Source organism: Micromonospora sp. NPDC000121 (assembly GCF_042899165.1).
Taxonomy (GTDB): domain Bacteria; phylum Actinomycetota; class Actinomycetes; order Mycobacteriales; family Micromonosporaceae; genus Micromonospora.
Genome location: NZ_JBIAZP010000012.1, coordinates 132,980 through 155,100, shown reverse-complemented (window position 1 = coordinate 155,100; position 22,121 = coordinate 132,980). Strand labels below are relative to the sequence as shown.

At 71.5% G+C, this 22,121-nt stretch carries 19 protein-coding genes; 13 read left to right on the top strand and 6 right to left on the bottom strand.

Translation table 11 applies throughout. From position 1 onward, the window contains the following. Positions 1 to 120 precede the first annotated feature (120 nt). The 3 genes from ACFY23_RS27625 (at position 121) to ACFY23_RS27615 (ending at position 2,762) form a co-directional block, all read left to right on the top strand. On the top strand, positions 121 to 999 hold the full coding sequence (locus ACFY23_RS27625) for a LysR family transcriptional regulator (protein ID WP_350819328.1): 879 nt from the start codon (positions 121 to 123) through the stop codon (positions 997 to 999). Between the two features lie 117 nt (positions 1,000 to 1,116). After that, on the top strand, positions 1,117 to 1,269 hold the full coding sequence (locus ACFY23_RS27620) for a hypothetical protein (protein ID WP_350680151.1): 153 nt from the start codon (positions 1,117 to 1,119) through the stop codon (positions 1,267 to 1,269). A 197-nt stretch (positions 1,270 to 1,466) separates the two neighbouring features. Next, positions 1,467 to 2,762, top strand: coding sequence for an MFS transporter (locus ACFY23_RS27615; protein ID WP_350680153.1), 1,296 nt, complete (start codon positions 1,467 to 1,469; stop codon positions 2,760 to 2,762). 136 nt (positions 2,763 to 2,898) lie between these two features. On the opposite strand, the gene ACFY23_RS27610 is transcribed toward ACFY23_RS27615, so the two are convergent. Then, on the bottom strand, positions 2,899 to 4,119 hold the full coding sequence (locus ACFY23_RS27610) for a MalY/PatB family protein (RefSeq protein ID WP_350680155.1): 1,221 nt from the start codon (positions 4,117 to 4,119) through the stop codon (positions 2,899 to 2,901). 311 nt (positions 4,120 to 4,430) lie between these two features. On the opposite strand from ACFY23_RS27610, the gene ACFY23_RS27605 reads away from it, so the two are divergent. Then, complete coding sequence (locus ACFY23_RS27605) at positions 4,431 to 4,838, top strand: YciI family protein (protein ID WP_350680157.1); 408 nt, start codon at positions 4,431 to 4,433, stop codon at positions 4,836 to 4,838. A gap of 4 nt (positions 4,839 to 4,842) precedes the next feature. Beyond that, complete coding sequence (locus tag ACFY23_RS27600; RefSeq protein ID WP_350680159.1) at positions 4,843 to 5,988, top strand: DUF6596 domain-containing protein; 1,146 nt, start codon at positions 4,843 to 4,845, stop codon at positions 5,986 to 5,988. A 301-nt stretch (positions 5,989 to 6,289) separates the two neighbouring features. Here ACFY23_RS27600 and ACFY23_RS27595 read toward each other — a convergent pair whose 3' ends face one another. Both ACFY23_RS27595 and ACFY23_RS27590 read right to left on the bottom strand, forming a co-directional pair. Then, positions 6,290 to 6,619: a hypothetical protein gene (locus ACFY23_RS27595; protein ID WP_350680161.1), complete on the bottom strand. Its 330-nt coding sequence runs from the start codon at positions 6,617 to 6,619 to the stop codon at positions 6,290 to 6,292. An 845-nt stretch (positions 6,620 to 7,464) separates the two neighbouring features. Then, a complete protein-coding gene (locus ACFY23_RS27590) occupies positions 7,465 to 7,920 on the bottom strand; it encodes a hypothetical protein (protein WP_350680163.1) in 456 nt (151 codons plus the stop codon). Positions 7,921 to 8,254: 334 nt separating this feature from the next. On the opposite strand from ACFY23_RS27590, the gene abc-f reads away from it, so the two are divergent. The 3 genes from abc-f (at position 8,255) to ACFY23_RS27575 (ending at position 13,029) form a co-directional block, all read left to right on the top strand. Next, positions 8,255 to 9,892, top strand: coding sequence for a ribosomal protection-like ABC-F family protein (gene abc-f, locus ACFY23_RS27585; protein WP_350680165.1), 1,638 nt, complete (start codon positions 8,255 to 8,257; stop codon positions 9,890 to 9,892). A 73-nt stretch (positions 9,893 to 9,965) separates the two neighbouring features. Further along, on the top strand, positions 9,966 to 11,585 hold the full coding sequence (locus ACFY23_RS27580) for an ABC-F family ATP-binding cassette domain-containing protein (RefSeq protein WP_350680167.1): 1,620 nt from the start codon (positions 9,966 to 9,968) through the stop codon (positions 11,583 to 11,585). Between the two features lie 238 nt (positions 11,586 to 11,823). Beyond that, positions 11,824 to 13,029: a hypothetical protein gene (locus ACFY23_RS27575; RefSeq protein ID WP_350819329.1), complete on the top strand. Its 1,206-nt coding sequence runs from the start codon at positions 11,824 to 11,826 to the stop codon at positions 13,027 to 13,029. A gap of 112 nt (positions 13,030 to 13,141) precedes the next feature. On the opposite strand, the gene ACFY23_RS27570 is transcribed toward ACFY23_RS27575, so the two are convergent. After that, positions 13,142 to 13,804 (bottom strand): response regulator transcription factor, encoded by a 663-nt coding sequence (locus ACFY23_RS27570; RefSeq protein ID WP_350680171.1) that lies wholly within the window; start codon positions 13,802 to 13,804, stop codon positions 13,142 to 13,144. Between the two features lie 76 nt (positions 13,805 to 13,880). Then, complete coding sequence (locus ACFY23_RS27565; protein ID WP_350680173.1) at positions 13,881 to 15,008, bottom strand: sensor histidine kinase; 1,128 nt, start codon at positions 15,006 to 15,008, stop codon at positions 13,881 to 13,883. Between the two features lie 143 nt (positions 15,009 to 15,151). On the opposite strand from ACFY23_RS27565, the gene ACFY23_RS27560 reads away from it, so the two are divergent. The 4 genes from ACFY23_RS27560 (at position 15,152) to ACFY23_RS27545 (ending at position 19,639) form a co-directional block, all read left to right on the top strand. Continuing rightward, positions 15,152 to 16,141 (top strand): carboxymuconolactone decarboxylase family protein, encoded by a 990-nt coding sequence (locus ACFY23_RS27560; protein WP_350680175.1) that lies wholly within the window; start codon positions 15,152 to 15,154, stop codon positions 16,139 to 16,141. A 9-nt stretch (positions 16,142 to 16,150) separates the two neighbouring features. Further along, the gene (locus tag ACFY23_RS27555; RefSeq protein ID WP_350680177.1) at positions 16,151 to 16,603 is read left to right on the top strand and encodes a DUF6220 domain-containing protein; all 453 of its coding nucleotides are present in this window, start codon (positions 16,151 to 16,153) and stop codon (positions 16,601 to 16,603) included. Then, positions 16,600 to 18,339: a multicopper oxidase family protein gene (locus ACFY23_RS27550; protein ID WP_350819331.1), complete on the top strand. Its 1,740-nt coding sequence runs from the start codon at positions 16,600 to 16,602 to the stop codon at positions 18,337 to 18,339. Before ACFY23_RS27555 ends, ACFY23_RS27550 begins: the two co-directional genes overlap by 4 nt. 271 nt (positions 18,340 to 18,610) lie before the next feature. Beyond that, a complete protein-coding gene (locus tag ACFY23_RS27545) occupies positions 18,611 to 19,639 on the top strand; it encodes a LuxR C-terminal-related transcriptional regulator (protein ID WP_350680181.1) in 1,029 nt (342 codons plus the stop codon). A 59-nt stretch (positions 19,640 to 19,698) separates the two neighbouring features. On the opposite strand, the gene ACFY23_RS27540 is transcribed toward ACFY23_RS27545, so the two are convergent. Then, on the bottom strand, positions 19,699 to 20,790 hold the full coding sequence (locus ACFY23_RS27540; RefSeq protein ID WP_350680183.1) for a hypothetical protein: 1,092 nt from the start codon (positions 20,788 to 20,790) through the stop codon (positions 19,699 to 19,701). A gap of 402 nt (positions 20,791 to 21,192) precedes the next feature. On the opposite strand from ACFY23_RS27540, the gene ACFY23_RS27535 reads away from it, so the two are divergent. Next, positions 21,193 to 22,116, top strand: a complete 924-nt coding sequence (locus tag ACFY23_RS27535) for a 2OG-Fe dioxygenase family protein (protein WP_350680185.1) — start codon at positions 21,193 to 21,195, stop codon at positions 22,114 to 22,116. Positions 22,117 to 22,121: the final 5 nt, after the last annotated feature.

Here is a 22,121-nt window from a genome sequence, read left to right as displayed (position 1 = left end):
GTGGCCCAAGCGGCACGGAAAGATCCGCTCGGCCGCCCCAAGGTGGTCTCCTCACAGACGGTAATGGCGATCCGTTGGCACGGTAGCGGGACGATGTGAGTCCGGTGATATCCTCCGGTTATGGCTGACCGGCTGAACCCGGAGGCGTTGCGCTACGCGCGGTCGGTGGCGCACGCGCGATCGTTCACCGCAGCCGCACGCGCCCACGGCATCACCCAGCCGGCGTTGTCGAACGCGGTCGCGAAACTGGAGGAACGCCTCGGGGTGCAGATGTTCGAGCGGTCCACCCGGGGCGTGAGGTTGACCGCCGAGGCGGCGAGCCTGCTCCCGCTGATCGACACCGCCCTGTCCGCGCTGGACGCGATCACCGCCGAGGCGCGGCGGCTGACCAACACGGAGGCGCCGCGCATTCACCTGGGCGTGTCGCCGCTGATCAGTCCTGACCTGGTGGCCCGCGCCTTCAGTGCCGTGCGCCAGCTACCGGTCCCGGGTGAACTGGTGCTGCGGGAGGCGAACATGGCCGACCTGCACGAGGCGCTCGGCGAGGGGGATCTCGACATCATCCTGGTCCCGTCGGTGAACCCGCTGCCGCGCTTCGAGCACCGCATCATCCATTCCGAGCGGGTTGTCGTGATCGACACCCATGCGCAGGATCCCTCGGCGCTGGACTTGAGCGACACCGCCGACGCGCAGTTCATCCTGGTTCCGGACGCGTGCGGCCTGACCAGGTTCACCCACCAACTGTTTCGCGACCACGATCTGCCGCTGCGCGCCTACCCGGGCGAGGCGGCCAGTTACCAGGTCCTCGAACAGTGGGTCGGCCTCGGCCTGGGCGCGGCGATCCTGCCCGAGTCCAAGCTGTCGGCCACCGGCCTGACCGCCCGTCCGCTACTCGACGACGGCCTGCCTGTCGAGCTGTTCTACGAGGCCGTGTGGGACCCCACCTCCCGCTACGTGGCCGACCTCAACCAGATCGTCACCGTACTCAGCGATAACTAACGGCTATAGCCGCATTCGCGTCGGCGGTCTACCGGCCCCTCGGCCGCGGGCATAACTTCGGTGCATCGTCACGCTCCGTGCGATGACCACCGATCTTGGTCCCGAGACGAGGAACCTGTGGCCTACCTTCAGATCACCCTCGACGTCAGCGCGGACGCCCGTGCCGCCGCAGCCGGCGTCTACCGGCAGTACAAGCAGCAGTTCCTGGAGACGGTCGCGGGCGCCACGAGCAAGGAACTGCTGGTCCGTGACGAGGACGAGACCGCCTGACCCTGCCGCCAGACAGCCGCGGTGGCGCCGACCGCCATGCCGGCGCCACCGCATGCGCAGCCGGACGCCGCCCCTCTCGCCAGGCGCGCTGGCTTTCCCACCGGCCTCGACACCGCCCTGACCCCCGACCCTTACCTGGTTCCTCTGCCAGGCCCCTATCCCGCCTTGGCCGCGAACCCGCGCAGACAAGGACCGCTGTGCCCGAGCTTCAACACCCCGCCAGCACCGCCCCCGTCACCCTCAGGCCGACCCGGCCGGCCGTCGACGCCGTCCAGCGGCGCACCATGACCGTGCTGGTCATCGCACAGATCGTCGGCACCGTGGGCGTGGGCGTCGCGCCCTCGATCGGCGTGCTGCTGGCCGGAGCGGTCACCGAAAGCGAAGCCTGGGCGGGTCTGGCCCGCACCGGGAGCACGCTCGGCGCGGCGCTGGTGGGCCTGCCACTGGGCAACCTCGCCGCACGCCGCGGACGCCGGGTCGCGCTGGCCACCGGCTGGTGGACGGCCGCCGCCGGCGGCGTGCTGCTGGTCGCCGCGGCGCAGTGGAGCATGATCGTTCCGCTGTTCGTCGGTCTGCTGCTGATCGGCGTCGGCTTGGCGGTGAGCCTGCAGTCCCGCTTCGCGGCCACCGACCTCGCGCAGCCGCACCACAAGGCCCGCTCGCTGGCTCTGGTCGTCTGGGTGGGCACGCTCGGCTCCGTGCTCGGCCCGAACCTCGGCGCGCCCGGCGAGGTCATCGGCGCCGCCACCGGGCTCACGGTGTACGCCAGCGCGTTCCTCATCGCCGCGGTCTGCCTGGCCATCGCCGGTCTGATCGTGTTCGTCTGGCTGCGTCCCGACCCGCTGTTGTTCCTCGGGCGTAGCACGCCCGCCGCAGCGGCAGTTTCCGGCGGCAAACAGCCGGGCCGCATCCGCAAGGTGTTTGCCGAGTTGCGTGTCAATCAGCGGGCCCGGGTGGCGGTGATCGCGATCCTCACCGCGCAGGTGGTGATGGTCGCGATCATGACCATGACGCCGGTCCACATCGCCCACGAGGGCGGCTCGATCGCCATCATCGGCATCACGATCAGCCTGCACGTCGCCGGCATGTACGGCCCGTCCCCGCTCGTGGGTGTCCTCGCCGACCGCTACGGCCACCGGGCGGCGATCATCGCCGGGATCGGCATCTTCCTCGCCTCGCTGCTGATCGGCGCCGCCAAGCCCGACAACACCGGATGGATCATCGTGTCGCTGATCCTGCTGGGCATCGGCTGGTGCTTCATGAACGTCGCCGGATCCGCGCTGTTCAGCGTGGTCGTCTCCGCCGAGACCCGCGCCTCGTCCCAGGGCGGGGTCGACGCGCTGGCCAACCTCTGCGGTGCGACCGCCGCGTTCGCGGCCGGCCCGCTGCTGGCCGCCACCAGCTTCTCCGTGCTGTCCCTGCTGGCAGCAGTCGCGCTCATTCCGCTGATCGCCGTGATGGCCGGCCGGTCCCTCACCCGGCAGACCGCGTGAGCCCCACCAGGTCGCAGACGCCGACGTCCACCCGGCGGCGTGATGCCCCCTCATCCTCGGCCGGACATGCCGACGACGGTGATCATGGAAGGGTCGGTTGCCGCTCGGGCATGGGCGTCGTGGCCGATGTCATGGTTCAGTGGCGCGGCTGCACCGTTCCCATCCGGGTGACGGCCTCGGTGAGGACGGCCTGCGAGGTGGCGAAGTTCAGCCGGACATGGCCGGCTCCGCCGGAGCCGAAGACATGCCCGGAGCTGAGCGCCACCCGTGCATGATCAAGGAACGCGCGTGCTGGACCGGCGAGTTCGGTGACGATGCCGGGGCCGTCCGTGTCGCCGGGCTCGTCCAGACCGAGCGCGCGACAGTCCAGCCAAGCCAGGTACGTGCCTTCGGGCGGCGTGTGACCCACGCGGGGCAGGTGCTCGGCGATGAGCCGCCCCAGCAGGTCACGATTCGCGGACAGGCCGGCCAGGAGCGCGTCGAGCCATGCCTCACCTTCGTTCAGGGCGACGGTGTGCGCGAGCACGCCGAGATGGCTGGGGCCGTGGCCGACTTCCTCGGGCATCCGTGCGAGGTCGTCTGCCGCCTCGGTACCGGCGATCACGAGCGCCGCCTTGAGTCCGGCGAGATTCCATGCCTTGGAGGCGGACGTGACCGCGAAGGCGTCCTCGGCACCCTCGACGCTGAGATACGGCGTGAAGCGTGCTCCGGCCAGCACCAACGGGGCATGGATCTCGTCCGAGACAACCCGTACGTCGTGTTCGCGCGCGAGCGCGGCGATGGCCGCCAGCTCGTCCGCGGAGTGCACCGCGCCGGTCGGGTTGTGCGGGTTGCTCAACAGGTAGGCCACCCGCTCGCTCGTCCTGCGCGCGGACGCGAACGCCGCGCCGAGTTCCTCCAGGTCGACCCGCCCGGTCGCGCCGAGCCGCGCCTCGATGATCCGGCGATCGGCGTGCGTGACGAATGCATAGAACGGTGGGTAGACCGGCGCGTTGACGACCACCGTGTCGCCGGGCTTGGTGATCAGCCGGAGGACTTCGACGATGCCGAGCATGACGTCCGGGACGATCGCCGTGCGCTCCACGTCCAGCCCGTCCCAGCCCCAACGACGTGCCGCGAACCCGGCGAGCGCCTGGGCGTAGGCGTGGCCTCCGATCGGATAGCCGGTGTCGCCGCGGGCGACCGCCACGTTCAGCGCGTCAGCGATCGGCTCGGCGAGCGGCACGTCCATCTCCGCCACCCACAACGGCAGGACGTCCTCGGGATGCGCCCGCCACTTCATGCTCGTGCGCTGGCGCAGTTGCTCGACCGTCAACTGCTCCAGCGGGTTGAAGATGCTCGCGCTCTGATGAGTCATCCTCGTCCTTCCGTCATCGCCTCGACCGCCGCAGGTGCACCGGTTCACACTAGCGCCCAGGTTGGATTCATCTTGTATACGAGATGAGTGAGGCTAGCAGCACCAGTCGGCGCAGATGCCGCAGGGCGTCAGCCCCGGACAGCGCGTGGGTGCGCTTGTTGGCGCGCGGCTTCATGAGTCCGTCGGGACGTCGCTCCACCGGCACGAGAGCCAGAAAAAGTTTGGACGGCGATGTCGAGAACTCGGGACTGGCTCCGTCCCTGGGGTGAACGCGACCAAGATGGGTCGCACCAGCATCGAGGAGAATCACGATGGCCAAGTACTTGCTGCTCAAGCACTACCGTGGCGCTCCGGCTGCGGTCAACGACGTGCCCATGGACCAGTGGACGCCGGAGGAGATCTCGGCGCACGTGCAGTACATGCGGGACTTCGCGACCCGGCTCGAGGGGACCGGCGAGTTCGTCGACGGTCAGGCACTCGCCCCCGAGGGTACGTTCGTCCGGTACGACGGCGAGGGGCGCCCGCCGGTCACCGACGGCCCGTTCGCCGAGACCAAGGACCTCATCGCCGGCTGGATGGTGATCGACGTCGACAGCTACGAGCGTGCCATCGAGTTGGCCGGGGAGCTGTCGGCCGCCCCGGGGGCGGGCGGGAAGCCGATCCACGAGTGGCTCGAGGTGCGCCCCTTCCTGACCGAGCCGCCCACCGTCACGGAGTGACCTGATGGACGAGGCACTGCTCCGGAGCCTCACGCCGAGCGTGCTCGGCATCCTCGTCCGCCGCGGCGCCGACTTCGCGGCGGCCGAGGACGCCGTGCAGGACGCGCTGGTCGAGGCGGTCCGCGCCTGGCCTGCCGACCCGCCGCGGGACCCGAAGGGCTGGCTGGTCACCGTGGCCTGGCGCAAGTTCCTCGACGCGACCCGCGCCGACGCCGCCCGACGCCGGCGTGAGGACCTCGTCGACGAGGAGCCGGCGGCCGGGCCCGGGCCCGCGGTGGACGACACGCTCCAGCTCTACTTCCTGTGCGCCCACCCGTCACTGACGCCGTCGTCCGCGGTCGCGCTCACACTGCGCGCCGTCGGCGGGCTGACCACCCGCCAGATCGCCCAGGCCTACCTGGTGCCCGAGGCGACCATGGCGCAACGCATCAGCCGGGCCAAGCGCACCGTGGCCGACGTGCGGTTCAACCAGCCCGGCGACGTCGCCACCGTGCTGCGCGTGCTCTACCTGGTCTTCAACGAGGGCTACTGCGGCGACGTCGACCTCGCCGCCGAGGCCATCCGGCTCACCCGGCAGCTCGCGGCCACGATCGACCACCCCGAGGTGGCGGGGCTGCTCGCCCTCATGCTGCTGCACCACGCCCGCCGCGCCACCCGGACCGCGCCCGACGGCAGCCTGGTGCCGCTCGCCGAGCAGGACCGCCGCCGCTGGGACACCACGTCGATCGCCGAGGGCGTCGAGATCCTGCAGGCGGCCCTCGCCCGCGACCGACTGGGCGAGTTCCAGGCCCAGGCCGCCATCGCGGCACTCCACGCCGACGCGCCCACCGCCGAGGAGACCGACTGGGTGCAGATCCTCGAGTGGTACGACGAACTCACGCGCCTGACCGACAGCCCGGTCGTCCGGCTCAACCGCGCGGTGGCCGTCGGCGAGGCCGACGGACCGCGCGCCGGCCTGGCGGCCCTCGCCGCGCTGGACGACTCACTGCCCCGCCACGCGGCGGTGGCGGCATACCTCCACGAGCGCGACGGCAACCTGACCACGGCGGCACGGCTGTACGCCGCGGCGGCCCACAAGGCACCCAACCTCGCCGAACGCGACCACCTGACGCGCCAGGCCGCCCGCCTCAACGCCCTCCGGCGTCCCTGACGGGCAGGGCTGGATGGTGACACCGGCAATGGTCGGACGCTGGCGAGTGCGAGGGATCTGGTCGTGGGGGCTCGGCGCACTCGGTGTGCCAGAGCTTCAGCCGGAGCCGCGGCAGGTGTGGCGACCGGCGAGGCCAGCGGCACGCCACGGGAGACCGTGGCGTGCCGCTGGCGCTCCTGGCCGCCTCAGACGACGGTGCTGTTGCCGGACCGGCGACGATTCGGCGGTGCGATACCACCGAGTGCGGCCCCGCCTGTCATGTCGGCACCGGTCGGCCGGCAGAGCACCGCAGCTCCTGCCCCTACTCCACGTCCACGTCCACGTCGAGGTCGCCGATGCAGACGACGACGTTGTTGGGCTGAGTCCGGTTGTCGTTCGTCTGCTCGACCGTCGCGGACTGATCGAAGGTGACGTCGCTGTCCCGGATGGTGTTGTCGCTGATGATCTGGGCGATGAGCGCCCTGTTGCTCTGCTCGTTGGTCGCGCAGACAACCTCGCTGCGGTCCGAGGCCCCGGGCTCCGTGGGGTACCCGAAGGGCGCGGCGAGCGCGGCGGCGGGCGTACCGAGCAACAGGGCGGCGCTGCCCAGCGCTACCCCGCCGGCGAGCCGGGTCAGAAACCTCTTGGACATGTCCCTCACTCCCTTCTGGTCGGCTCAGGAAGACGAGCCACGACGAACATAAGAAGAGTTCATGTTCGGTCGGAGTGTTTTCTAGGTTTCTGAGGCGAACGCGCCTTCGGCTGCTATGGGTGGCTGTTACATCTTTCCGGGCGGTAAGCCCGGTTCAGGTCCTCCGGTGGCGGGCTCGGTCGGCCTGCCCGGCGAGAGCAAACCCGAACGGGTGGACTGGCGCCGAGGCGCGGGCAGTGCGTGGCGGCACCAGTCTGGCCGAGCGCGTCCCTGCCGAAGATCATCGGTCGGGAAGCCGGCCGCCACGGCGTCACCGCTCGGCCGTTCCCGACCCCACCCGGATCAAGGTCCGGTGGGCGCCCCTGCAGGGCGGATCGCCCGTCGCCTGCCTCGCTGACCTGGCCGGAGGGGTAACACAGCCCGACTGGCCAAGTTCGGCCTCGCCGGGCTGGTCAAGGGACGTCGCGAGGGGACGTTCGCCTGCCACCCCACGTACGTCGCGAGGGGACGTCCGCCTGCGACCCCGCGTGCGTCGCGGAGAGACGCTCGTCTGCTACTCCGCGTACGTCGCGAAGGGACGCTCGTCTGGTACTCCGCCGCCGAGGAGCACGTTCGGCGACTACTTCGGCAATCCCTGTTCCACCCCGATCGACCGAAGGCTGTCCGGATCCGACTGGCCACGTGAGAGCCGCGGCGACGGGAAGCCGCCGGGTGGCTCCGCGACGTACGTCCAACGTGCCCTACGTCATTCCGGAGCGCTGTCCGGTCGCGTCGCCGGGCGGACGGGTCACACCGGTCGGTCGAGGTCGAGGTGAACCGAGGGCGAGCGGGTTCGGCCGGCTCGGTCAGCGGCGATACGTCATCTCGAAGTCGAGCCGCCAATCGACACCGTTCTCGGACATCTCCCATTGCCCGTCGATGGTGGCGCCGTCCGGGCTGAGCGTGCCGGTGAAGCGTTGGTTGAAGCCGGGGGCCTCCCGCGCGAGCCGCCAGACGCTGTCGGCGAAGGTCATCCGGTAGACCCGATGTACGCCGCGCGCGTCGGCGTACAACATGGTGAACTCCTCGCCGGCGTCGTCGAGCCCGATCAGCGATGCCGTGGGCAGTGGGTTGTTCTCTCGCCAGGCTTGCGGTGCGGTGGCCGGCAGTGGCTCGGCGTCGGTGACCTGCCGCAGGAACTTGCCGTCCTCGACCCAGGAGAAGTCCGTCCACCCGGCACCGAGCCCTTCGACCTTCGGCTGCACCGTCCACCGGCCGACGAGCACGTCGAGCCGCGCGAGCGCGGGATGCCGCTCAGCCATTTCCGTACCTCCTCCTCTCGGCGATGGCCTCACGGTAGCCGCGAACGCGCGGGCAGGAAACGATGATCACGCCGGGCACGTCAGCAGACAGCCCGTCGGTCACGCCTGCCGTACCGGTGGCGCTGAGGAAGTTGTTAGGCTGGTGGCTGCGCGGCGGAGACCGCGATGAGGGTGCGAGGGAGCGGATCGTGGTGACGGGGGACGACGACATCTCGGGGTGAGCGGCCCTGGCCGCCTGCCGGCCTGCGCCGGTGCGGCCTGTCTCGTCGTAGAGCTGTCTGCCCGACCGGGGCGTCTGTCGCGTCCCCGGCTCTCCTTCTGAGGGTGTCTCCCGATGTCTGATGCCTGCATCATTTGTACGAACCTGTCCTTTTCCTGGCCGGATGACACTCCGGTCTTCCAGGATCTGTCCTTCACCGTGCCGCCCGGCCGTACGGGCCTGGTCGCGCCGAACGGCGCTGGCAAGACGACCCTGCTCCGTGTGATCGCCGGCGACCTCACCCCGACCGGTGGCAACGTGACGGTCGAGGGTGTCCTCGGCTACCTGCCGCAGAACCTGCCGCTGGCCGGAGACCTGAGCGTCGCGGAGGTGCTCGGGATCGACGCGACCCTCGCGGCACTGCGGGCCATCGAGGCGGGTGACGCGGCGGAGGAACACTTCACGACCGTCGGGGACGACTGGGACGTGGAGGAGCGCAGCCGCGCCGAACTTGACCGGCTGGGCCTCGGTGACGTGGGGCTGGACCGGCGCCTGCGCACTCTCAGTGGCGGGCAGGTGGTGTCGCTCGGCCTGGCGGCGCAGCTGCTCAGGCGTCCGGACGTGCTGCTGCTCGACGAGCCGACCAACAACCTCGACATCGACGCGCGGCACCGGCTGTACGCGGTGCTGGAGGGTTGGTCCGGGTGTCTGCTGGTGGTCAGCCACGACCGGGTCCTGTTGGACCGGATGGACCGTGTCGCCGAGCTCGACCGTGGTGAGGTGCGCCTGTTCGGCGGGAACTTCACCGCGTACGAGGAGGCGTCGCGCGTGGCGCGCGAGGCGGCGGAGCGGACCGTGCGCAGCGCCGAGCAGGAGGTGAAGCGGGAGAAGCGGGAGATGCAGCAGGCCCGGGAGCGGGCCGATCGCCGGGCCAGCAACGCCGCCCGCAACCTCGGCAACGCCGGCCTGGCCCGCATCGTCGCCGGTGGGCTCAAGCGCAGCGCCCAGGAGTCGGCCGGCCGGGCACAGCAGGCGCACGCCAACCGGGTCAGCGAGGCCCAGACCCGCCTCGACGAGGCCAGTCGCGCGCTGCGCGACGACCAGGCCCTGACCCTGGACCTGCCCGACACCACCGTTCCCGCCGGCCGCACGGTGGTCGCCGGCGAGCGTATGCAGGTCTACCACGGCGACCGGGCCGTCTTCGCCGGCGACGGCGCCGACCTGACCATCCGGGGACCGGAGCGGATCGCGCTGACCGGCCCCAACGGCGCCGGCAAGTCCACCCTGCTGCGCCTGTTGCAGGGTGACCTCGAACCGGACGCCGGGCAGGTGCACCGCGCCGACGGCCGCGTCGCGTACCTGTCGCAACGCCTGGACCTGCTGGATCTGGACCGGACGGTCGCGGAGAACTTCGCCGCGTACGCCCCCGACCGGCCGCAGGCCGAACGGATGAACCTGCTCGCCCGGTTCCTGTTCCGTGGCGCCCGGGCCCACCTCCCGGTCGGTGTGCTCTCCGGCGGTGAACGGCTGCGCGCCACCCTCGCCTGTGTCCTCTACGCCCAGCCGGCACCCCACCTGCTGCTGCTCGACGAACCCACCAACAACCTCGACCTGGTCAGCGTGGGCCAACTGGGCAGCGCCCTCACCGCCTACCGGGGTGCGTTCGTGGTGGTCAGCCACGACGAACGGTTCCTCACCGACATCGGTGTGCAGCGGTGGCTCCGCCTCGACGGCGGCCACCTGCGCGAGATCCCCGCACCCGACCGCGCCTGACCACCGACTCCGCCCCGCTCCGGGCCACCGGCCGTACCGGCCCGTGGCCCGGAGCACCCGAAGGTGACCTTCCATGCCCAATGCACTGCTCGCTCACGACCTCGTCCACACCCTCGGCAGCCGTCGCGTGCTGGACGGGGTATCCCTCACCGCGGCCCCCGGCCGCCGGATCGGCCTGATCGGCGAGAACGGCGCCGGCAAGTCCACCCTGCTGCGTCTGCTCGCCGGCGCGGACGAACCGGACGCCGGCACCGTCGTTCGCCCACCAGACCTCGGATACCTGCCGCAGGAAGCCCCCTACGACCCGACCGCGACCGTGGCGGACGTGCGCGACGACGCCCTGCGCGAGGCCCGTGCCGTCCTCACCGATCTCGATCGGCTCGCCGACCAGCTCGCCCGTACCGCCGACGACACGCCCGAGCGCGAACGGCTGCTCGCCGATTACGGTGGCCTGCTCGACCGCGCCCAGGCCATCGACGCCTGGGACGCCGAGCGGCGCGCCGGCCTGGTCCTCGCGGCGCTCGGTCTCGGCGATGTGGCCCCGGAACGGGCGCTCGCCGCGCTCTCCGGCGGCCAGCGCGGCCGGCTGGCGCTCGCCGCCCTGCTCATCCGCCTGCCCTCGGCGCTGCTGCTCGACGAACCCACCAACCACCTCGACGACGCGGCGGCGGCCTTCCTCGAACAGCAGTTGCGCGACCTGCCCGGAGCCGTCGTCGTAGCCAGCCACGACCGGGCCTTCCTCGACGCGGTCTGCACCGACCTGATCGACCTCGATCCCGCTGTCGCCGGCCCGGTCCGCTTCGGCGGCACCTACCGCGACTATCTGGCTCACCAGCGCAACGAGCGGGAGCGCTGGCAGCGACGCCACGCCGAACAGCAGGAGGAACTGGCCGAGCTGCGCCGGCAGCTCGCGGTGACCGCGCACGAGGTCGCTCCGGGCCGGGACCGGCGCGACAACGAGAAGATGGGATACGGCCACACCGCCGGCCGGGTGCAGAACCAGATCGCCCGACGGGTACGCGCCGCCAGCCGTCGGCTCGACGACCTCGAACGCACCGCCATCCCGGCACCGCCCGAACCGCTGCGGTTCCGCGCCGCCGCGCTCGCCGCCGCCACCGCCACCGCCGACGGGATGCTCGTCAGTCTGCGTGACGTGCGGATACCCGGCCGACTCGCCCTCGACCACCTCGACCTCGCCGCCGCCGACCGGCTGCTGGTCACTGGCGCCAACGGCGCGGGCAAGTCCACGCTCCTCGCCGTCCTCGCCGGCCGGCTGGACCCGGCCGGTCACGTCCGGCGCCGCCCCGACCTGCGGATCGGCGTACTGACACAGGACACGGTGTTCGACCGGCCCGAGCGCACCGCCGAGGAACTCTACGCCGACGTCCTGGGCTCCGTGCGCGCCGACGCCGTACCGCTGGACGACCTCGGCCTGCTCACCGCCCACGACGCGCGCCGGCCGATCGGCGAGCTGTCGGTCGGCCAGCGACGCCGGCTCGCCCTGGCCCTGTTGGTGGCCGACCCACCCGACCTGCTGCTGCTCGACGAGCCCACCAACCACCTCTCACCCCGACTCTGCGACGAGCTGGAGGACGCCCTCGGCGGCAGCCCCGGCGCAGTCGTGGTCGCCAGCCACGACCGGTGGCTGCGATCCAGGTGGCACGGACGCGAGATCCATCTGCGCGGCACCTGAACGTGTGCCTGCCACGACGTCCGTCCGCGTCCGGGCTGCGGGCGCGGTCGTGCGCCGGCGAGCAGGGCCGCCGGGGCGGCTTCCGCTGCGCCGGTCCGGCCCTCGCCCAGATAGTGGGCGAGGGGTGGATACCAATGTCAGCCCATTGCGGATAGTGTCTTCGGCCACACCCTCCGCTCACCTGAAGGGTTCTGCCATGGCCTCTGGTCATCGATGGCTGTCGCGAACTGTCGCCGCTGTGCTGCTCGTCCTTGCCGGGACCGCTACCCCCGCCGGTCCCGCCTCGGCAGCGGACACGGATGCGAAGTTCACGTTCGACCTGACCGGTACGACGATTCCGCTGGGGGCCGAGAAGAAGCGAGTCCACTTGAGACTCACCAATCTTACCGACGAGGCCCCGAGAGAGATTGGTTTCTACGTCCGCCCCTCCGAGCTGGACTGGGCGACCAAAGCCTCACTCATGTGGCCGGAGGGCGGTGGCTCCGGCGAGTGTGACGGCGACCTCGCGGGCTGGTACTGCCGTATCGAATCGAGCCTGTTTCCGGAGCTGCTGCCGGCACCCGGCGGGACTGTGGATCTTCCCATCGACATCCACGTCCACGAGAGTCAGGAGCCCTACGAAGGCAGGTTCTACGTCCAGGCCGGCATGGCCTGGGGTGAGGACGGGATGCAGCTCAGTGCCAGCAGATGGTTCACGCTCACGTTGGTCGACGAACCCGAAGCCGACCTGTCGGTGGTGGCGCCGGACGTGAAGCAGTCCGTGCGGGTCGGTGCGGACGGCCGGCCCGAACCCACCGGGACGTTGAACCCGGGTGAGACGGGCGCGGTGCGCTACCGGGTCGTCAACCAGGGCAGGAGGGCGGTCAGCGGGGTCAAGGTCACGCTGCACCTGCCCAAGGGCGCGAGGTTCACCCGACCGCCGGAGGAGTGCGCGGTCGGCGACGACGAGCGGTCGGCGGTTTGCACCTACGACACGCTCGCGCTCGTACCGGCCGGTGAGGACACCGACCCGAACGACCGCATCTACTCCGCTGTCGAGATGCACAATCTGGTGACGGCGTCGGCCGCCATCAAGGCACCCGCGACATTGGAGGGCGGGACCGTGCAGGTCGAGGGCCTGGCCGAGCGGACGGATGCCCGCTCCGGCCCGGAGCGTGCCGAACTGCCGGCGAACGCCGTCGCCGTACCGGCGGTCGACGTGGACGACAGCGACAACGAGGACGGGTTCGCCGTCGTGGTCGCCGCGAGCGGCAGCGGCGGGAACGGCGGCGATGACGGCGGCAGCGGTGGCGGCGACGGTGGCTTGCCGGTCACCGGGCCGCGGGCCGGGCTGATTGTCGGAACCGGTCTCGCCACGGTGGCGGGTGGCGGCATCCTGGTGCTCCTCGCCCGGCGCCGCCGCGCGGTTGCGGCGATCGGCGGGGACGAGACGCCCGCTGTCTGACGTGTCCTCCACCGGCCCGCGAGGCCGGTCACGTGGAGGGGCGGGATGGTTTCCCATCCCGCCCCTCGCTTGCGTCCGAAAGGCAACGCCCTGGCCTGCCGCCGACCGGCTGTCACCGGCGACGCGGCGTGATCAGCCCCGACTCGTACGCCCACACGACCAGCTGGGCACGGTCGCGGCAGTGCAGCTTCGTCATCGCCCGGTTGACGTGCGTCTTGGCGGTCAACGGACTGATCACCATGCGCTCGGCGATCTCGTCGTTGCTCAGCCCCCGGGCGACGAGCTCGACGATCTCCTGCTCGCGGGCGGTCAGCACGTCGCGTCCGGCCGCCGGGTCAGCCGGCGGCGGGCCGGCGACGAACTCGCTGATGAGCGTACGCGTGACTGTCGGGGCGAGCAGCGCATGGCCGCGAGCCACGACGTCGACGGCCTGCAGCAGGTCGGCGGGGTCGGCGTCCTTGAGGAGGAACCCGCTGGCGCCCGCGCGCAGTGCGGCGAAGACGTAGGAGTCGAGCCCGTAGTTGGTGAGGATGAGGACACGGACCGCGGCGAGGTCGGGATCGGCGGCGATGCGCCGGGTGGCTTCGATGCCGTCGAGCCCCGGCATCTGCACGTCCATCAGCACGACGTCCGGCCGCAGGCGTCGCGACAGGTCGACGGCCGAAGCGCCGTCGGCGGCCTCGCCGACGACCTCCAGGCCGTCCTCGGCGTCGAGCAACACCCGGAATCCGGCCCGCATCAACGCCTGATCGTCGGCAAGCAGGACCCGGATCATGCCAGCTCCTCCCTCCGGTCGGAGCCGCCACGATCCGTGGCGGACTGAGCTGGTGGGACCTCGCGCAGGCGCTCGGTCATGCCGGACCGTCCAGCGGGAACGTGGCCCGTACCGCGAACCCGCCGCCGTCGCGGGCGGCGGCGTGCAGCGTGCCGCCCAGTCCGGTGACCCGTTCCCGCATGCCGCGCAGGCCCACCCCCGGTGTCACCGGGGCGGGCGACGCCTGACCGTCGTCGTCCACCGAGACGGTCAGCTGTGTCGGGGCGTACGCGACGCGGACCTGGGCGGTGGCAGGGCCGGCGTGGCGGGCGACATTGGTCAGGGCCTCCTGGACCACGCGATACCCGGCCTGGTCGACCTCGACGGGCAGGTCCCGGGGCGTACCGGTGACGGTCACCTCCACCGGTACGCCGGCCGCCCGGGTCCGCTCGGCGAGCTCACCCACCCGGGCCAGTCCGACGCGGTCCCCGTCGGAGGGTGAACGCAGCACGCCCAGCGTCGCCCGAAGTTCCCGCATCGCGGCGCCGCTGGCCTCCTGGATCGCCAGCAGCGCGGCTGATGGTTCCTCGTTGTGCTTACGGGCCAGGTGCACGGCGATCCCGGCCTGCACCTTGATCACGGAGATGCTGTGGGTCAGCGAGTCGTGCAGGTCCCGGGCGATGCGCAGGCGCTCCTCCCCGGCGCGGCGCAACGCCATCTCCTCGCGGGTGCGTTCGGCCTCGATCGCCCGCTGCTCGACCTGTTCCAGGTAGGCCCGGCGCTGCCGCGCGACGAGTCCGGCGACGTTGGCCGCGAAGAACCAGCCCAGCAACAGGGCGGTCCGCTCGGTGATCTGCTGGCTGGGCCGGTCGGCGGGGGAGACCGAGACGTCGCGGGCCAGGAAGCCGCCGAGGAAGACGAGGCTGGACAGGGCGGCGGCCGCTCGGTGCCCCCGCCAGGCGGCCAGGTAGACCGTGCCGAGGACGGGGAACGCGGCGGACACCCCGGCGTGGACCCGGACGTGGAGGGCCAGCATGGCGGCGGTCACCACGCTCAACGCCACCACCGGGTAGCGCCGGCACACCGTCAGGGCCGTCGCCATGACCAGGACCAGGGCGACGTCGATCGCCCGCACCGGTGCGGCGTCCGGCGCGAGCGCGGCGTTGCCGAGCAGGAGACCGCCGAGGGCGAGGCCGCTGAGGGCGTACGGCAGATCGCGGCGCATGATCGAACTGTAGAGCGGCCGTCATCGGGGAGCATCCCCCTCCCGCGGTAGATGAGGCGTACCGCAGACGCGGTATCGGCGGCCGGGCAAGTGCCTGCGGTGGCACGACGACTTCCCGGCCCGTCGCGGCAAGCATCGAACCCATGACATACCGCTTCTTCACCCCGGTCCCGGCGAAGGCCGCGACCGGTCTCACCGCGGAGGTCCACCGGCAGCTACGGGACGAGTTCCTCGGGCCGGTGCCCACCTTCCAGGCGCTCTCGGCCGTGCCGGAGGTGCAGGCCGCGACGTGGGCGCTGATGCGCGAGGCCCTGCTCGCCGGGGACGCGTCCCGGGTCGACCGCGAGTTCGTCGCGTCGGCGGTGTCCCGGGCCAACCGCTGCCAGTTCTGCGTCGACGCCCACGTGATGCTGCTGCACGCCCTCGGCGAGCACGAGCTGGCCGAGGTCGCCGCCCGGGACGGGACGCCACCGGAGCCGAGGCACGTCGAGCTCCTCGGCTGGGCCGAGACCAGCCGGAGCCCCCGGGCCACCGGCTGGACCAGCCCCTACCGCCCCGAGCTCACCGGCACCCTGCTCGCCTTCCACTTCATCAACCGGATCGTCTCGGCGCTGCTCGACCCGGATCTGCTGCCCGGCGGCCTGCAGCGCTCCCCGCTGGTGCGGTCGGTCGGGGGCCGGCTCTACGCCAGGGCGGCCCGGGAGCCGAAGGAGCCCGGCCGCAGCCTCGCGCTGCTCGACGCCGGCACGACGGCGCCACCGGCCTGGGCCGGGGACAGCCCGGTCGGCGTCGCGTACGCGGCGCTGAAGGACGCCGCCGTGCGAGGCGGAGACCTCCTGGGTGACGTGGCTCGCGAGACCGTCACGGCCACCGTGCGGTGGGAGGACGGACGGTACCCGGTCCGGCCCTCGGACTGGGCCGTCGACCTGGTCCGGGACGTGCCCGGCGCCGACCGCGTCGGCACGCGGATCGCGTTGCTGGCGGCCTTCGCGCCCAGCGCGATCAGCCGGGGCGACGTCGCCCTCTGGCGGCTCTCCCATCCGGACGACGCCGACCTCGTGCGACTGGTCGCGTACGGCGCGATCACGGCCACCGATCACGTCGCCCAGGCGATGTCCCCGGCTCATCACTAGGAGTTCACCATGCGTAAGGCTTTCGTCATCGTCAGCGCCCTGTTGCTCGCCGTGTTCACCCTGCAGTTCGTCTTCGCCGCCGTAGGCGCCTTCACGAAACCCGCGGGCGACGACGCGTTCGCGCTGCACACCGTCACCGGGACGGCGGTCATCCCCGCCCTCACCCTGCTCACCATCCTGTTCGCCGTGCTGGCGAAGGCGCCGGGCCGGACCATCGGACTGGCGGTCCTGCCGCTCGGCCTGGTCGTCGTGCAGGCGCTCCTCGCGGGGCTCGCGAACGGGTCCACCGACGCCGCGGGCGCCAGCACCCCGTTCGGCCTGACCATCGCCGGGCTGCACGCGCTCAACGGCATCATCGCGGTGCACGTCGCGGTCAGCGTCCACCAGGCAGCTCGAAAGCTGGCCAACCCGCCGGCGTCCGACGCCGCCCCGGTGGCCGTCCGGGCAGGGGAGCCGGCATGACCACCGGCTCGCTGCTCGCGGCCGACCTGGTGATCGCGGTCCTCGCGGCCGCCGCGTGGCTGGGCGGCGGCGCCGCGTCGGCCGCCCGGCGCCGGCCGCTCGCACTGGGGCTGGCCGCCTTCGCGCTGCTCGCCACGCTCGCAAGGGCGATCACGATCACGGCGCTCGCCCGCGCCGGGTGGTGGTTCGCGGCGGAGAAGGTCCTCATCGCCGCCCCACTGTCACTCGCGGGGGCGGTCGTCGCCGGGCCGCGGCTGCTGCGGGCCCCGCGCGACATCCGCTCCGTCGCGGTCCCGCTTCTCTTCGCCGGGTACGCCGTGAGCGGCGGCCTGCTCGTCACGGTCCTGCACGGCTATCCGGCGTCGGCGGGAGTCGGACTGCTGGCGGTCGCCGGGGTCGTCGCGGCGACCGCGGTCACGTGGCGCGTCCTCGGCGCACGCCCGTCGGGGACGGTGTCCCGGGCGACCCTCGCGGTGGCGGTCGCGGCGCTGGTGACCGGAACGGGGCTGGCCGTCACTCCGGGCGCCGCTCCCGGCGTACCGCATGATCATGAAAATCGGGATGTGCGGACCGCCGGCGAACCGACCCGGCGGTTCACCCTGACGGCCGGGACCGCCACGGTGAGCGTGAGCGGCCGGGACGTCGAGGCGTGGGCGTTCAACGGGCAGGTACCCGGGCCGGAGTTGACCGCCACCGTCGGCGACGTCCTGGAGGTCACGCTCCGCAACCGGGACATCCAGCGGGGGGTCACGCTGCACTGGCACGGGTACGACGTGCCGAACAGTCAGGACGGGGTGCCCGACGTGACGCAGGCGGCGGTGCTGCCCGGACAGGAGTTCGTCTACCGGTTCCTCGCCGACCAGGTCGGGACGTACTGGTACCACACGCACGCGGTATCCGACCTCGGCGTGCGGAAAGGGCTCTACGGTGTCCTGGTGGTGCGCCCGGCGCCGGTGACCGGCGTCGACGTCACCGTGCCGGTGCACACCCTCTCCGGCCTTCCACTGCCCGCACCGAGAACGGAGCCGGTCGAGGCGGGGATGCCCGTGCGGCTGCGGCTGATCAACACCGACAGCACGACACACCGGTACGCCCTGGCCGGGACCCCGTTCCGGGTCGCCGCGATCGACGGATCCGACCTGCGGGGCCCGACGCCGCTCGTCGACACCGCCGTGGTGATCCCGGCCGGGGGACGCTACGACCTGGTGTTCACCGCGCCCGCCACGCCGGTGGCGCTGTTCGTCGACGGACGCGAGGTCTACTCGACCGGACCGGTGTCGACGGCGACCGGCGCGTGGCCGGTGCTGGATCCGCTCAGCTACGGCGTCGCCTCTCCGGTGCCGTGGTCCCGGCTCGACAAGGAGTTCACCCTCGTCCTCGACCGCGGCCTCGACCTGCGCGGACTGCTTCCGCGGTACGCCCACACCGTCAACGGCGCGGCCGATCCGGACATCCCGACTCAGGTCGTACGCCTCGGCGACATCGTCAAGTTCACGATCGTGAACCGGTCCCAGGTCGTGCACCCGTGGCACCTGCACGGGCACCACGTCCTTGTGTTGACCCGCAACGGAAGACCGGCGACCGGGAGCCCCTTGTGGCTGGACTCCTTCGACGTACGCGCCGGCGACGTCTGGGAGGTGGCGTTCCGGGCCGACAACCCCGGAATGTGGGCCAACCACTGCCACAACCTGGCGCATGCCGACGCCGGGATGACGCTGCACCTGATGTACTCGTGACGGTCGGCGGTGAACAAGGGTGACCGCGCGGGTGACCCGAAGGCGTGACCCAGGTCGGCGCGGGGCGGTGGAGCCGTCAGCCTGCGTCGGGTCGGAAGACGACGGCCAGCCCGACTCGCTGGGCCGGCACGCGGACGCCGTCCATCAATTCGGCTTCCGCGTCGTCCCGGACCCGCCTTGTGAGGTTCATATCGGCGCAGACCAGAACGGCGGGCCGCCGTACTAACCTCTCCCTTCGGCGTGGTGGCGCTGGGGGAGAGGGGAAGTCTTGATGCTGGCGGAAGTCGGCGTGGACGAGACGTGTGAGCTGGTCTACCGGGCTGCCCTTCAGCGCCGGGTGTGGAGTCTGGAACAGCTCCGCGACGCCGTGGACCTGCCGGCGGTGAAGGCCGACGTGGCGGTGCGGCGTCTCGTGGAAATCGGACTGCTCCGGCAGCCCCACGCCGACCAGATCCGACCGGTGAATCCGGCCGTCGGGTTCGCGCCGCTGCTGTCGTACGCCGAGGCACGGCTCGCTCGCCGGACGCGGGCGGTGGAGCTGACCCGGGCAGCCGTCGCGGAGATGGCGGCCAGCTTCCGGACCAGCCCCGCGCTACTGCACGACGTCGAACTGCTCGACGATCGGGACGCCGCCTGGCTGTGTCTGGAGGAGATCGCGGCGAAGGCGACGACGAGCATCCAGTGCCTGGCGGCCGCCGGAGCGGCGCCGGGGATGGGGACCAGCGCCGACTACGACCCGGCGTACCGGCTGGCGGAGTGCGCCGCCGCGCGTGGGGTCCGGGTGCAGCTGATCCTGCTGGACAGCATCGTCAACGATCCGCGGCTCCTCGCGGGCGCCCGGCGGGTCCGTGAGAACGGTGTGGAGGTCCGGACCACCCCGACCCTGCCGGTCTGGACGTTCGTCGTCGATGACCGGTACGTCGTGCTGGCCGTCGACCCGGCGGACAACCAGCGGGGCGTCATCCGGGTCTCGCACCCGGGCCTCGTGGCGGCCGCCGCCGACCTGTTCGGCCGGCACTGGCCCTCCGCGGTGCCGATCGAGCAGCAGGCCTCCCCGCCCCCAGGCGAGCTGACCCGGCAGCAGCGGCACCTGCTCCAGCTTCTCGCGGCGGGAGCCAAGGACGAGAGCATCGCCCGGCAGTTCAGCGTCTCCGCCCGCACCGTTCGGCGGATGATCGCCGACCTGACCGATCGGGTCGGCGCGACCAGCCGCTTCGAACTCGGCGTCCAGGCGGTACGCCTCGGCTGGCTCGACGACGCACCCCAGCCGGCATCGGAAACCGCACCGCTCCTCACCTGAACCGCAGGGTTCGGGCGGGGAGCGACAGCGCGGGGCGGCCCGGCCCTTCTCGCACGATCTCAAGCTTCGGGGAACAACGCCCGGTAGGCGTCGCTGGACCGAAACGTCGGCGCGTGGTGACGGGACACCCATTCGACCGGTACCGAGGAGCGGCCGGGGCGGATCACCTCGCCGGTGATGCGGTAGTCGGGGTGCAGCCCGTCGTCGCTCGTCGTGGCCAGCCAGTCCAGGCTGATCGTGTCGCCTGCCTCGACCTTGATCCCGTCGACGGAGACCGGCGCGATCACCGGCATCCAACTGGTCGACTGGCGGAGGCTGTCGACGACATCTCCGCCGGGGTGGCACTCCAGGCTGATCCACAGCACCAGCGCATGGACGTGGGCCGGTTCCAGGATTGTCAGATCGGCGTGGGTTCCCGCGCCGAGCCCGAGGTCGCCGTTGAAGTCCAGCGTCTCGACCGGGGCGGCCGACGAGACAATAAGCGAGTCGACCGGCCCGTCGAGGCAGAGCCGTACGTCGAACGGGTACCCGACGGCCGTGAAGATCTTCTTCACGTAGCGCGTGGTGGTCCGGTGGAACGCCAGCCCGTCGGGGAATGCCTCATCGAGGCGTACCGCGGCCACCATCGTGGTGCATCGGGACGGAACGCAGACCCCTTGCGGGACGAGGAAACGCTCCCGAGCGTCGGCGATGACCGCCGCCGCTCCCTGGGAGCTGCCGATCGGCCCGATGACCTCACATATGCAGACGTCAACCCGTTCGGGAAGGCTGACGCTCGCCGAGGAGCCGCCGATCACCGTGACCCGGTCCGCCAGCCCGGCGTCATGCACCGCCTTGTCCGCCTGAGCCAGCGGACCGGGGAGCTCCTCCACGGCGTACACGTGCCGGGCGCCCGCGTTGGCGGCGGCCACGGCCCACAACGCGTCCTTTCCCGTGCCGATATCGGCAACGAGGGCGCCGCCCGCGAGTTCGCGGATCGCCGCGTGGAAGGCGTCGTTGCGGACGGTGTCGCGGGCCATGACCCAGTAGGTCACGTCGTCCCAGACGGGGTACTCACCGACCGCGGGCCACAACCGGAACTCGCCGGGCTCCCGGTCCAGGGTCGCCATCGCGATCGTGGTGCCGTTGACCTTCAGTTCCCTGACTTCCACGGTTTCTCCGTTCGCATCCGGTGCGGGGCGACACGGCGTCCAGCCGCTGGATGGCCGGTGCGAAGATCCACGCGACGAGGGGCAGGCCCTGGCCGACGCCAGCGCTAGCTTGCACGGACATGAACTGTGGCGCAATCCCGGCGACGAGCACGCCGGAGGGCACTGCCGCCAGGCTCGTCACGCAAGCACGTCATCCTGGGTGGAGCCTGGACAGCGTCGACTTTATCGGTGATCAGCTGGGAGTCGAGACGGCCGACCTTCGTCGGTGCTGCTGTCCGCAACCGGTGTGATACCGGCAAATCTCTTCGAGCTCGGCCATTGCGTGTCCCGCGCGTACGAGGGGCATGCACCCCGTGCCCTGGCTGTTCGTGCGAGGATCCGCGCAGCTCAATGTGTCTGATCATGAAGCTCGATATCCCCGGGCGACGCCGCGGCCGCGCTTCGGCCGGTGTGACCTGTTTCACAGTTGGGGGTGGGGGGTTGATGGTTGCCGATCATACGACGACGATCGGCACTCGACACGCTCATGTCCACGGGGGAAAAATGTCCATCGCAGTGCAGCCTGCCTCAAAACTGGTGGAGCAGGGATTCGCGCGCTATGACCTGGCGGCCGAGCTCGGTGTTTCGGACTCTGACGAAAATCTGCTTGCGCTGCTGGCCGAATACGACGACCTGCCGCCCGATCCCTACGCTCCCGGCACCCGGCGGTACCGGCGGTACGCCCGCGGCATGATCCTGCCGTGGTCCGGCGAGTTCACCTGGATCCCCGACACCCGGATCGGCGAGGGTGGCGAGCGGCTCAACGGCTACTACCAGGGCGACCACAATCCCGAGTACGTGGGCGTCGTCCGGGCCCTGCCGGCCCTCCGGGAGTCGGCGCTGTCGAATCCCCTGCTCCGCGACGTCGTCCGGTTCGACTTCGAGCAGACTCGCTGGAACGAGGTGGACTCGGCCTGGCCGCTGCACGTCGGCGTGCACCTGATCAAGCTGATGGTCGACGAGGACGGCGTCGAGGCCGTGTCGTCACCGAACGAGCTGCACCAGGACGGCGAGCCCTTCGTGTTCGCCCACCTCATGTATCGGCGCAACGCCGTCGGCGGACGGAACATGATCGCGACGCCGCGCTGGCGTGGTCGGCAACCCGATGACGTCCCGGCCGACGAGGTGTTGGCCGATTTCGAGTTGGTCGACACGCTGGAGTCCTACGGCGTCACCGACGTGCGGTGCAGCCACTACGTCGGTCCCATCTGCAAGGGTCCGGCGTCCGAGCCGGGTGAGCGGGCGGTCATCCTCACGGATTTCACGCCCATGACGCAGCGGATCTGACGACA

Coding starts and splice junctions, on each gene's coding strand:
- ACFY23_RS27595 (WP_350680161.1), bottom strand. CDS start 6,619: ATGTCCAAGAGGTTTCTGACCCGGCTCGCCGGCGGGGTAGCGCTGGGC.
- ACFY23_RS27605 (WP_350680157.1), top strand. CDS start 4,431: ATGGCCAAGTACTTGCTGCTCAAGCACTACCGTGGCGCTCCGGCTGCG.
- ACFY23_RS27625 (WP_350819328.1), top strand. CDS start 121: ATGGCTGACCGGCTGAACCCGGAGGCGTTGCGCTACGCGCGGTCGGTG.
- ACFY23_RS27570 (WP_350680171.1), bottom strand. CDS start 13,804: ATGATCCGGGTCCTGCTTGCCGACGATCAGGCGTTGATGCGGGCCGGA.
- abc-f (WP_350680165.1), top strand. CDS start 8,255: ATGTCTGATGCCTGCATCATTTGTACGAACCTGTCCTTTTCCTGGCCG.
- ACFY23_RS27555 (WP_350680177.1), top strand. CDS start 16,151: ATGCGTAAGGCTTTCGTCATCGTCAGCGCCCTGTTGCTCGCCGTGTTC.
- ACFY23_RS27560 (WP_350680175.1), top strand. CDS start 15,152: ATGACATACCGCTTCTTCACCCCGGTCCCGGCGAAGGCCGCGACCGGT.
- ACFY23_RS27545 (WP_350680181.1), top strand. CDS start 18,611: ATGCTGGCGGAAGTCGGCGTGGACGAGACGTGTGAGCTGGTCTACCGG.
- ACFY23_RS27580 (WP_350680167.1), top strand. CDS start 9,966: ATGCCCAATGCACTGCTCGCTCACGACCTCGTCCACACCCTCGGCAGC.
- ACFY23_RS27600 (WP_350680159.1), top strand. CDS start 4,843: ATGGACGAGGCACTGCTCCGGAGCCTCACGCCGAGCGTGCTCGGCATC.
- ACFY23_RS27565 (WP_350680173.1), bottom strand. CDS start 15,008: ATGCGCCGCGATCTGCCGTACGCCCTCAGCGGCCTCGCCCTCGGCGGT.
- ACFY23_RS27590 (WP_350680163.1), bottom strand. CDS start 7,920: ATGGCTGAGCGGCATCCCGCGCTCGCGCGGCTCGACGTGCTCGTCGGC.
- ACFY23_RS27610 (WP_350680155.1), bottom strand. CDS start 4,119: ATGACTCATCAGAGCGCGAGCATCTTCAACCCGCTGGAGCAGTTGACG.
- ACFY23_RS27550 (WP_350819331.1), top strand. CDS start 16,600: ATGACCACCGGCTCGCTGCTCGCGGCCGACCTGGTGATCGCGGTCCTC.
- ACFY23_RS27535 (WP_350680185.1), top strand. CDS start 21,193: ATGAAGCTCGATATCCCCGGGCGACGCCGCGGCCGCGCTTCGGCCGGT.